The 11,073-nt window shown below is 43.3% G+C and carries 10 protein-coding genes; 8 read left to right on the top strand and 2 right to left on the bottom strand.

Annotated features, from left to right (window positions below):
• The first annotated feature begins 38 nt into the window (after positions 1–38).
• The 3 genes from pfkA to EO131_RS04655 all read left to right on the top strand — a co-directional run bounded on the left by pfkA (position 39) and on the right by EO131_RS04655 (position 2,977).
• The gene (pfkA, locus tag EO131_RS04665; RefSeq protein WP_127019396.1) at positions 39–1,025 is read left to right on the top strand and encodes a 6-phosphofructokinase; all 987 of its coding nucleotides are present in this window, start codon (positions 39–41) and stop codon (positions 1,023–1,025) included.
• A 22-nt stretch (positions 1,026–1,047) separates the two neighbouring features.
• A complete protein-coding gene (gene gap, locus EO131_RS04660) occupies positions 1,048–2,049 on the top strand; it encodes a type I glyceraldehyde-3-phosphate dehydrogenase (protein ID WP_127019394.1) in 1,002 nt (333 codons plus the stop codon).
• Positions 2,050–2,125: 76 nt separating this feature from the next.
• The gene (locus EO131_RS04655) at positions 2,126–2,977 is read left to right on the top strand and encodes an N-acetylglucosamine kinase (RefSeq protein WP_127019392.1); all 852 of its coding nucleotides are present in this window, start codon (positions 2,126–2,128) and stop codon (positions 2,975–2,977) included.
• Here EO131_RS04655 and EO131_RS04650 read toward each other — a convergent pair.
• The gene (locus EO131_RS04650; protein WP_127019390.1) at positions 2,970–3,350 is read right to left on the bottom strand and encodes a RidA family protein; all 381 of its coding nucleotides are present in this window, start codon (positions 3,348–3,350) and stop codon (positions 2,970–2,972) included. The genes EO131_RS04655 and EO131_RS04650 overlap by 8 nt on opposite strands.
• Positions 3,351–3,390: 40 nt before the next feature.
• Entirely contained in the window at positions 3,391–6,084 is a 2,694-nt protein-coding gene (locus tag EO131_RS04645) for a putative LPS assembly protein LptD (protein WP_127019388.1), read from the bottom strand.
• A 130-nt stretch (positions 6,085–6,214) separates the two neighbouring features.
• Between EO131_RS04645 and EO131_RS04640 the strand changes: the two genes are divergently transcribed.
• From EO131_RS04640 to EO131_RS04620, 5 genes are all read left to right on the top strand, one after another.
• Complete coding sequence (locus tag EO131_RS04640; protein WP_127019386.1) at positions 6,215–7,411, top strand: N-acetylmuramoyl-L-alanine amidase family protein; 1,197 nt, start codon at positions 6,215–6,217, stop codon at positions 7,409–7,411.
• A 67-nt stretch (positions 7,412–7,478) separates the two neighbouring features.
• Positions 7,479–8,447, top strand: coding sequence for an MlaD family protein (locus tag EO131_RS04635; RefSeq protein WP_127019384.1), 969 nt, complete (start codon positions 7,479–7,481; stop codon positions 8,445–8,447).
• Positions 8,448–9,776 (top strand): 4Fe-4S dicluster domain-containing protein, encoded by a 1,329-nt coding sequence (locus tag EO131_RS04630; protein ID WP_127019382.1) that lies wholly within the window; start codon positions 8,448–8,450, stop codon positions 9,774–9,776.
• A 10-nt stretch (positions 9,777–9,786) separates the two neighbouring features.
• A complete protein-coding gene (locus EO131_RS04625) occupies positions 9,787–10,572 on the top strand; it encodes a (Fe-S)-binding protein (protein ID WP_127019380.1) in 786 nt (261 codons plus the stop codon).
• 1 nt (position 10,573) lies between these two features.
• The gene (locus tag EO131_RS04620; RefSeq protein ID WP_127019378.1) at positions 10,574–11,056 is read left to right on the top strand and encodes an ABC transporter ATPase; all 483 of its coding nucleotides are present in this window, start codon (positions 10,574–10,576) and stop codon (positions 11,054–11,056) included.
• The last annotated feature ends 17 nt before the right edge of the window (positions 11,057–11,073 follow it).

The raw sequence follows: 11,073 nt of genomic DNA, 5'->3' as shown, positions 1-11,073 counted from the left end.
GAATAAAGTTTCCTAGTTTTGATCTCTTAAAATTTTTAATGGCTTCAGAAATTAAAAAAATCGCAGTTTTTACATCCGGAGGAGACTCTCCCGGAATGAACGCGGCCATCCGTTCGGTAGTCCGTACCTGCGCGTATTTAGGAAAGGAATGTGTTGGTATCTATAGAGGATATCAAGGAATGATAGAAGGCGATTTCAAGCCCATGGATGCCCGTAGTGTGAACAATATCATCAACAAGGGTGGAACAATCTTAAAATCGGCCCGTTGTGAGGAGTTCAGAACACCGGAAGGAAGGAAGAAAGCATACGACCAATTGAAGAAAGAAGGTGTGGATGCCTTTGTGGTGATCGGTGGAAACGGAAGCTTTACGGGTGCTTTGAAGTTCAATGAGGAATTTGGTTTTCCAGTTATCGGTATTCCGGGTACCATAGACAACGATATCCTAGGTTCATCCTACACGATTGGTTTTGATACCGCAATCAATACGGTAGTCGACGTGATTGATAAAATTCGCGATACCGCCAGCTCCCATAACCGATTGTTCTTTGTGGAAGTAATGGGTAGGGATGTGGGCCATATTGCATTGAACGCAGGAGTAGGGGCCGGAGCCGAAGAAATATTGATCCCAGAGCAAAATTTGGGATTGGAGCGTTTATTGGATTCCCTAAAGCGCAGCAAGGCCTCTGGAAAATCCTCAAGTATTGTAATTGTTGCCGAAGGGGACAAAATTGGAAAAAACGTGTTCGAGCTAAAAGCGTATGTGGAAGAACACCTTCCCATTTACGATGTTCGGGTCTCCGTTTTGGGACACATGCAACGCGGAGGCAATCCAACTTGTTTCGATCGGGTTCTTGCCAGTAGAATGGGGGTGAAAGCCGTGGAAAGTCTGTTGGAGGGCAAATCCAACCTTATGGTGGGCATCAGGGATACCAAATTGGTGTTGACCCCATTGGCCGAAGCCATCAAAGCGCATACAGAAGTAGATGAAGAACTCATAAGAGTATCTGATATAATGACAACTTAATTTAAACACAAAAAAAGTAGCAATGTCAAATTTAAAAATAGGAATAAACGGATTCGGTAGAATTGGAAGGTTGGTATTTAGGGCAACCGTAAAAAGAGGTGATGTGGATGTAGTGGCCATCAACGATTTGTTGGATGTGGACCACCTTGCCTACTTGTTAAAATACGACTCTGTACACGGTCAGTTCGATGGTACAGTGGAAGTGAAGGATGGACATTTGGTGGTGAATGGGAAAACCATTCGAATTACAGCCGAGCGTGATCCGAAAAACTTGAAATGGGATGAGGTTGGTGCAGAAATCGTTGCAGAATGTACCGGTATCTTCACCACATTGGATATGGCGCAGTCCCACATCGATGGTGGTGCCAAAAAGGTAGTGATCTCCGCTCCATCCAAAGATGCCCCTATGTTTGTAATGGGTGTAAACCATAAAGATGTAAAGCCATCCGATACCATTATTTCCAATGCGTCTTGTACCACCAACTGTTTGGCCCCGATTGCCAAGGTGTTGAACGACGAGTTCGGTATCGCAGAAGCGTTGATGACAACCGTACACGCAACAACAGCTACACAGTTGACCGTCGATGGCCCTTCAAGAAAAGATTACAGAGGCGGTAGAAGTGCCCTTTTGAACATTATTCCAGCTGCTACCGGTGCCGCCAAAGCAGTGACCAAAGTAATTCCTGCCTTGGAAGGAAAATTGACCGGTATGGCATTTAGGGTGCCAACCGCTGACGTTTCTGTTGTGGATTTGACCGTTCGTTTGGAAAAGGAGACTTCCTATGAAGGCATCAAAGCGGCCATGAAAAAAGCTTCCGAGGGTGAATTGGCCGGTATTTTGGGCTACACCGACGAATTGGTGGTTTCCCAAGATTTTGTTGGCGATGTCAGAACATCCATTTTTGATGCCGATGCAGGTATCGAGTTGAACTCCAAGTTCTTCAAAGTGGTTTCTTGGTATGATAACGAAACCGGATATTCCAACAAATTGGTAGAATTGGCGCTACACGCGGCAAGCCTATAATTTAGTATCTTACACTCTACTGTCCTGAGAGGGGAAAACTTCCCTTCTCAGGATATTCAACCTAAAAATTTGACGTATGGTTCTTATTGTTGATAGTGGCGCAACCAAATCCGATTGGATTGCATTGGGCGACGATGGTGAACAATTGTTCGTGACACAGACGTTGGGCCTTAGCCCAGAAGTACTTACCAAGGAAGTGATCGAAGATCGATTGGCCAACAATTTTGAACTTTCCAAAAACAGGGAAGAAGTACGTCAACTATACTTTTACGGTGCAGGTTGTGGTACCGATAGAATGAAGAATTTTTTGAAGGCCATCTTCAAGGATTTTTTCCCTAATGCAAAGGCTGAGGTACGGGAAGATACCTATGCCGCCATCTATTCCACCACCAAAATTGGAAGACAGGGCATTGTTTGTATTCTCGGGACTGGTTCCAACTGTAGCTATTACGATGGGCACCAATTGATCCAAAAAGTAACATCCTTGGGCTATATCTTGATGGATGATGGTAGCGGTAATTTCTTTGGCAGAAAATTGTTGAGGGATTATTACTTCCATAAAATGCCACAAGACCTTGGGATGAAATTTGCCAAGGAATACGATTTGGATGCCGACGTAATTAAAGACCACCTGTACAAACAGCCCAATCCAAACACCTATTTGGCCACTTTTGCCCGTTTTATTATCGAAAACAAGCAGCATCCTTACTGTAAAGGGGTTATCGAGAAAGGCCTACAGCAATTCGTGAATAACTACATTATGCAGTACGAGCTGGCCACCAAGGTGCCAATCAGTTTTGTGGGCAGTATAGCCCATTTTCTTCAAGACGAACTGGAAGCTTGCCTGGAACGCAACGATTTGATTTTGGGTGTTATCCGCAGAAGGCCCATCGAAGGACTAGTGGAATTCCACAAAGAGACTATTTAACCGCGATCATCGAAATTTCCACGTTCACAAACTTGGGAAGATTGGCAACTTCCACGGTTTCCCGTGCGGGTGCTGTATCTGCATCAAAGTAAGCCCCGTAGGCTTCATTGATATCGCCAAATTGGTGCATGTCCTTTATGAAAATTGAAGTTTTCACCACATTTTCGAAAGTCATCCCCGCTTCATCAAGAATAGCTTTCAAGTTCTCCATGGACTGTTTTGTCTCTTTTTTAATATCGCCGGAGACCAGTTCACCGGTTGCTGGGTCAATGGGAATCTGACCTGAAATATAAAGAGTGTCCTTGATCAAGGTAGCTTGGTTATACGGTCCGATCGGAGCGGGAGCTTTTGGGGTATTGATGATTTTTTTCATGAAAGCAAATTGAAATTCCCAAGCAATTTAGGCAAAATAATTATCGATTGCTAAAGGGCTGGCTTCGGTTTTCCCACTTAAGGTCGCTTAGTATCGAACTCTTGATACCAACGAAGAAATACCAACGTTCAAATCGACCGAAGGGAGTCCAGTCAAAACTCAATTTAAAACTTCCCAAATCCCTTTTGAAAGCAAATCGGGTATCGGCAAAACCTTTGTTTTTCAAATCATAACCAGAATTAAAGCCAACCTCCCATTTTGGGGAAAGCTGAATATTTCCAGAAAACATTAGGGAATGATTGGTTAGTTCTTTTTGTCTGTTATTGTTATTGTAAGTGGCAACATAGGTGAATCGAGCATCCCATGGTAAATTGTTGTTGTACAACGGTATCTCCTCATCATTGGCACTATCTTCATTTCGGTTGAAGTGTCTGTCGCCGGTTTGTGCACCTTCAATTTCAAAAGGGTTGGCGCCGTAGTCCGGTGATTGCTCTTTCTCTTTACCATCTTTTTTCTTTGCTCCTCCTTTTTGGAACATTTCACTGTTCAATGAAAATCCTGTATTGAATCGTGCCGATGTCAAGCGAGCCAATCCCCCGCCATTTTTAATATTAAGCGTATTGATGCGCCGACCGTTGTTGTCTATCGCATAGGGATCAAAGGAAGCGGCAAAGTTAATTGGTACGTTTTTTATGATCTCGGTGGCACCACTCAAGCTAATGGGGCTTAATTTAAGTGAGTCCGCTTCAAAATTATAGCTTGTAGATAGCGAGAGGTTACTAAGTATACTCACTTTTTTTGGTTCCGTTGCCGTAGAATCCCGGTCTCGGACCTTGGCTTCAAGAGTGTTCTGTAAACTAAAACTTATGGCGCTTCCCCGGTTTAAGGATGGCCTGCCGTACAAACTGGTTTCATAGGGGGTATATTGTACATCTTCACCATCACCATCAATATAGGTTTCATAAAATTTTTCAAAAGAAGGGGTATAGCTATAACTAACAGAAGGTCGCATCACATGTCGAATGGCCTGAATTTTTTTGTTGTCACCAAAATTCCAAGTTCCATAAAGTGTTGTACCGATGCTGGCACCCATGCTATAGCGATTGAACCGATCAAATCCGGGAATAGTATCCGTAACAACCCTGTCCAAGTCTGCATCATATTCCCTTCGTATGGTTTCCAATGTCCAAACATCCTCGTAACTGCCACTTAAGCTCACACTAAAATACTTGGCGACTTTGAAGTTGGTGCCGATAGGAATCCGATGGCGTGCACCAACCCGGGCATCATCAAACATTTTACTGGTAAAAAAGTCTTCTTCCGTAGTGGTTATGCTGTTCTGCGCATTGGCATCGTATTGGAAGTTGATGTTTTGAATAATGCCTTTTTTAACCCCGTCCCGCTTTGCAAAAGGAAATATTCGCTCCATACTAGCCTGGAAAGTTGGGAGCGACATGTTTATGGTCTGTGTCCTGGAGTTTTGCGTATGGCTCAGGGTCAAACTCGTGTTGACCGATGGATACGCAGGAAACGTTTTGGAATAACTTATGGACGACGCAAAAGTGTTGGTCTGTGTATTGTTCCTGTTAACTTGGTTGAGCGAGTTGGTATAAAACTGACTGCTACCCAGGTTTACAGATGCCGAAAATCGGGAATTGGGACTTGCCTTGGTATCCTGGGTGTGTGAGATTCGGATGTTATAGTTGCTTGTTCGGTTGTAATCGTCAAAACCTTTTTGGCTTTGAATTAAATTCTCGTAACTGAAACTAATATTGCCCTTGAATTTATACCGTTTTGAGTAAATGGATTGTCCGCGGAAACCATAGCTCCCATTGGTATAAAAGTCCCCGGTCAAACTTAAGTCCACATAATCGCTAATGGGCAAATAATAACCACCGTTCTGGATAAAATAACCCCTACGCGGATCGTTGCCAAAAGTGGGGAACAGGATTCCGGCCACCCGTCCAGTGGTCAACGGAAAATAGGCAAAAGGCAGTGCAATGGGTGTGGGTACGTCCACAATGTACATGTTGCTATAACCGGCAATGATTTTCTTTTTGGGCACGAACTTGGCCTTTCTTACCCTTATATAGTAGTCTGGATCTACAGTGTCCTTGGAAGTGGTTAGTTTGCCCTCGCTCAAAAAATATACAGAATCGTTTTCTTTTTTGGTGACTTCGGCATAGACCTTCATGGCATCGGCACCCAATTGACCAAGACCGGCCTGTTGTTCGGTCCTGGAATTCCAAATTAAAGCTTTTTGTGTATCGAAGTTAAAGCGAATGGAATCGGGCCTTACCTCATTATCTCCTTGTTTGAAAAAGGGAAGTTGGGAATAATTGCCCAACGAATCCTTCATCCGGCCGGCATAGACTTCATTTTTCACATAATCCATTACGATGATACCCGCCGTTAGCTCGGTATCCTGGTAATAGATTTCAGCTTCGTCATACAGATAAATTTTGTTGTCCTTTTGGCTCATTTTCACATAATCCTTCGCTTTGTAGCGAATCTTGTCCAAGAGCATCGACTGTTTTTTGGGAACAGTGTCCACTTCGATGGTATCCACTTTTATGGAATCGTTCAAAATGTTGGTAGGCAACAAGGGTGCTTTAATGGAATCGTTGGCAACCTTAATGGGCAAGGGTGTAATTCGGTCTTCCTGAGCGCTTAAGGTAGCATTGCCGCATAGAAGAACAAATAGGAAAACTAGAAGATGTTTATTTGGTTGCAACGTGATAAATCCTATTTTTGTGCTAGTTTGGCCCAGTTTTTGGCCTCAAACTTACATATATTTTTTGTTCTACTTATGGCGGATTACGATATTTTTAACCTAAACGGAACACTATAATTACTCAGTTCTTATGAATAAAAGTCGGATAGCATTTTTAGTTTTCAGCCTCATTTTTTTAACGATGACTTCTTTTGACGGGCCTGATGACAATTTGCCGCCGAAAGATAAGTTTATTGTTGTTCTCGATGCGGGCCATGGTGGGCATGACCCCGGGAACATCGGCAATGGGTATTTGGAAAAGGAAATTGCTTTGGCCATTGTGTTGAAAATTGGAGAAGAATTGTCCAAGCAATCCGATATAAAAGTGGTGTATACCCGTAATGATGATACGTTTGTGGATTTGTTCGAGAGGGGACAGATTGCCAACCAAGCCAACGCCGACCTTTTTGTTTCGGTGCACTGCAATGCACACAATTCCGATGCATACGGAACAGAGACCTATGTGCTCGGACTCCATGCCAACCGCCAAAATTTTGAGGTGGCCAAAAAGGAGAACTCCGTAATCTATCTCGAGGATGATTATGAGCAAAAATATGCGGAATACGATATCAATTCCCCGGAGTCCGTTATTGGGCTTACCATTATGCAGGAAGAGTTTTTGGATCAAAGCATTCAGTTGGGGAAAAAGCTTCAGGATAATTTCACCAAATCCCTTAAGCGGAAAGATAGAAAGGTAAAACAGGCAGGTTTCATCGTTTTGCACCAGACATTCATGCCCAGTGTTTTGGTGGAAACGGGTTTTTTGACCAACAAGAATGAAGGCAGTTATCTGCATTCTAAAAAAGGACAAAACGAAATGGGCAAGGCCATCGCATCTGCCATTTTGGATTATAAAAAGGAAATAACCCTTGGCATTGCCCCATCTGAGGAAATAGCCAAAATTGAAGATGCTGAGGTGCCCGTGAGCGTACCCGACGATATCAAAAAAGAGGAGGTTGTTACAAAGAAAGAAGTCGTTAGTGCACCAAAAGAGGAATCAAAAACCGTTGTAACTGACGCTGCTTCCAACAAATCCGATGTGACCTTCAAGGTACAGATCATGGCAAGTGCCAAGAACATTGCTTTGAAAAGTGAAAATTTCAAAGGCTTGGACAACCTGTCCAAGGAACCATACAAAAATTTGTACCGATATATGTTCGGTAACACAAGCTCCATGGCTGAAGCTGAAAAACTGAAGGCCCAAGCCGATGCAAAAGGCTATACCACATCATACATCGTAGCATACAAGAACGGAATCCGTATACCCATTTCCGAGGCGCTCAAGTAGATCTGTTCAACATGGGTCGTCTTGTGAAAAATATTCCTAATTTTGTTTAAACCATAAACCGAATCTATTGAAACTAACCAGGGAAGCCAAAACCGGGATTATCATTGTGGCGGGAATTGTTGCCTTTATTTTTGGGCTCAGTTATCTCAAATCTTCACCACTCTTTGATAACAGCAAAACATTTTATGCCATATACGACAATGTTGGAGGCCTTCAATCAGGAACCCAGGTATCTATCAATGGATATAATGTGGGAAACGTGACCAGCATCAATTTTAAGGATAGCTCGGGTAAATTGGTGGTCACATTTTCAGTAAGCAATGAATTCGATTTTTCAAAAAACAGCGTTGCAGAACTTTTCGACACAGGTATCATAGGAGGAAAGGGCATCCAGATCATTCCGGTTTTCGACCAGGCCGAAATGGCCAAATCGGGTGATACCCTACAGTCCAAGGTTAAACCAGGAATCACCGAATTGGTGCAACAAAAACTTACCCCTTTGCAAATGAAGGTGGAAGGAGCGGTATCCAATGCCGATTCCCTCTTAATGAACGTAAATGAAATTCTCGACGACCCCACTAAAAGGCAACTCAAGGAAACCATTGTTGCTTTGAATCAGTTGGTGAAATCCTTTAAAGGCAGTGCCGATAACTTGAACGTGCTTATGGAGAACAACAAGCAACAATTGGATAGTTCCTTAAAGAATGTGAGCACCATAACGTCGAACTTTGCCCAACTTTCCGATTCGTTGGTCAACGCGGATTTATCGGGTACATTGGCCAGTTTTCAATCCACGGTTGTTAAATTGAATGGCATACTCGAAAAAATTGAAAAAGGGGAAGGGTCTTTGGGCAAATTGCATAAAGATGATGCCCTCTACAATAACTTGGCGGAGGCGTCTAGGGAACTGGACCTGTTGTTGCAAGATTTCAGGCTAAATCCAAAACGCTACGTTAATGTGTCGGTTTTCGGTAAAAAGCAAAAGGACTATACCCTGCCCGAAAATGATCCCGCAGAACAAAATCAAAATCAATAGATGGAATACGTGCCAAATATCCTATTCGCCATTGCCCTTTTTGTGGGCATTGGGTTTTTTGTTCGCAATGTAAAAAAACTGTCGCGCAACATTAAGTTGGGTAAGAATGTGGATGTTAGTGATAACAAATCCCAACGTTGGAGAAATATGGTGAGGATTGCACTTGGCCAGTCCAAAATGGTCGTGCGACCCGTTGCGGGATTCATGCACATTATCGTGTATGTCGGCTTTATCATCATCAATATTGAGGTGTTGGAAATTATTTTGGATGGTTTGTTTGGAACGCATCGCTTGTTTGCTTCCCTGGGTTCCATTTACAATTTCCTGATCGGCTCTTTCGAAGTGTTGGCTTTTTTGGTAATTGTTGCCGTTGTGGTCTTTTGGATCAGACGAAACATTATACGATTGCAACGGTTTATCAAGCCCGAAATGGAAGGATGGCCCAAAAAGGATGGGAACATGATCTTATACATCGAATTGGTGTTGATGACCTTGTTCTTGACCATGAACGCAGCAGATTCCCAATTACAGCAATTGGGTGCGGAACATTATGTGCAAGCAGGAAGTTTTCCCATTAGTCAGTTTATAATGCCATTGTTGGACGGTTTGTCCGCTTCAACATTGATTTTCATTGAACGAACAGCTTGGTGGTTGCATATTTTGGGCATCTTGGCCTTTTTGAACTATCTCTACTATTCCAAACATTTGCACATCTTGTTGGCTTTTCCGAATACCTATTACGGCAAAGTGAAGCCCAAGGGTGCACTCAACAATTTGGAATCGGTTACCAATGAGGTCAAACTGATGATGGACCCGAACGCCGATCCATTTGCGGCACCTCCTGAAGGCACTGAGACAGCCGTTCCAGAAAAATTTGGCGCTTCCGATGTAATGGATTTGAATTGGGTGCAACTATTGAATGCCTACACCTGTACGGAATGTGGTCGTTGTACCTCGGAATGTCCGGCCAACCTGACCGGAAAGAAATTATCGCCCCGTAAGATCATGATGGATACCCGCGATCGCTTGGAAGAGGTGGGTAAAAACATGGATGCCAATAAAGGAGAATTTGTACCGGATGGCAAGCAATTGCTCGACGATTATATCAGTAGGGAAGAACTTTGGGCCTGTACTACCTGTAATGCCTGTGTACAAGCGTGTCCCGTAAGCATAGACCCCTTGTCCATCATTATCGAAATGCGTAGGTTCTTGGTCATGGAGCAATCCGCTGCCCCGATGGAATTGAACAACATGATGTCTAACATAGAAAATAACGGAGCCCCTTGGCCATACAATCAAATGGACCGTTTAAACTGGGTCAACGAATAAATCTAAAACAATGAGCGAACAATTGAAGGTGAAAACCATGCAAGAGTTTATGGCGGAAGGGAAGCAACCGGAAATTTTGTTTTGGGTTGGTTCGGCCGGAAGTTATGATGATCGTGCCAAAAAGATTTCAAGGGCTTTTGTGAAATTATTGAACAAGGCCAATGTGGATTTTGCCGTTTTGGGCTCGGAAGAAAGTTCTACGGGAGATGTGGCCAAAAGGGCGGGCAACGAATTCTTGTTTCAAATGCAGGCCATGATGAACATTGAATTGCTGAATGGCTATGAAATAAAACGAATCGTTACCTGTGACCCACACTCTTTCAACACGCTCAAAAATGAATATCCAAATTTGGGAGGGAATTACGATGTACTTCACCATACCCAATATCTAAAGGAACTCATGGACGCGGGCCGATTGACCTTTCAAGGGGAAACCTATAAAGGAAAACGCATCACCTTTCATGATCCCTGTTATTTGGGAAGGGCCAATACGGTTTATGATGCCCCAAGGGAAGTACTGGCCAAAACCAACGCCGAATTGGTGGAAATGAAACGGCACAGGACCAATGCATTATGTTGTGGGGCAGGAGGAGCCCAAATGTTCAAAGAACCTGAAAAAGGGAATATGGACATTAACGTACTGCGCACCAAAGATGCTTTGGAAACCAATGCGAATATTATTGCAACGGGTTGTCCCTATTGCAATACCATGATGACTGACGGCATTAAGGCCCATGAAAGGGAAGACAGTGTCACCGTTTTGGATGTAGCCGAACTTTTAGCAAACTCACTTTAATATGTTAGTTGATTTTAACGAATTGCCCGATCACAGTCGAATCTGGATCTATCAGTCCAATAGGGGTTTCTCCGAAGGTGAGTTGCAGGAATTGGAGCAAAGCCTGACCGAGTTCTTAAAGCAATGGACCGCCCATGGGAGCGATTTACATGCCGGATTCGAGATTAAATACAATCGATTCATTGTCATTGGCTTAGACCAAAGCAATGCCAGTGCATCAGGTTGTTCTATAGATGCCTCTGTACATTTTATCCAAGGTTTGGAGCAAAGGTTCCAAGTGGAACTTTTGGATCGCATGAACGTATCCTTTAAACAGGGAGAATATGTGGCCTACAAGTCGTTACAGGATTTCAAAAAAATGGCGAAAGAGAAGGCTGTTTCTCCCAATACCATAGTTTTCAACAACTTGGTCACGACCAAGCAGGAATATTTAGACAGTTGGGAAGTGCCTGCAAGTGAAAGTTGGCACTCGCGTTTTGTCTAGGAAGATGCTTAATTTAT

Origin of the sequence: Flagellimonas beolgyonensis, from assembly GCF_003992615.1 — a bacterium.
GTDB classification, from domain to species: Bacteria; Bacteroidota; Bacteroidia; order Flavobacteriales; family Flavobacteriaceae; genus Flagellimonas; species Flagellimonas beolgyonensis.
This window is presented reverse-complemented; position numbering and strand designations above follow the sequence as displayed.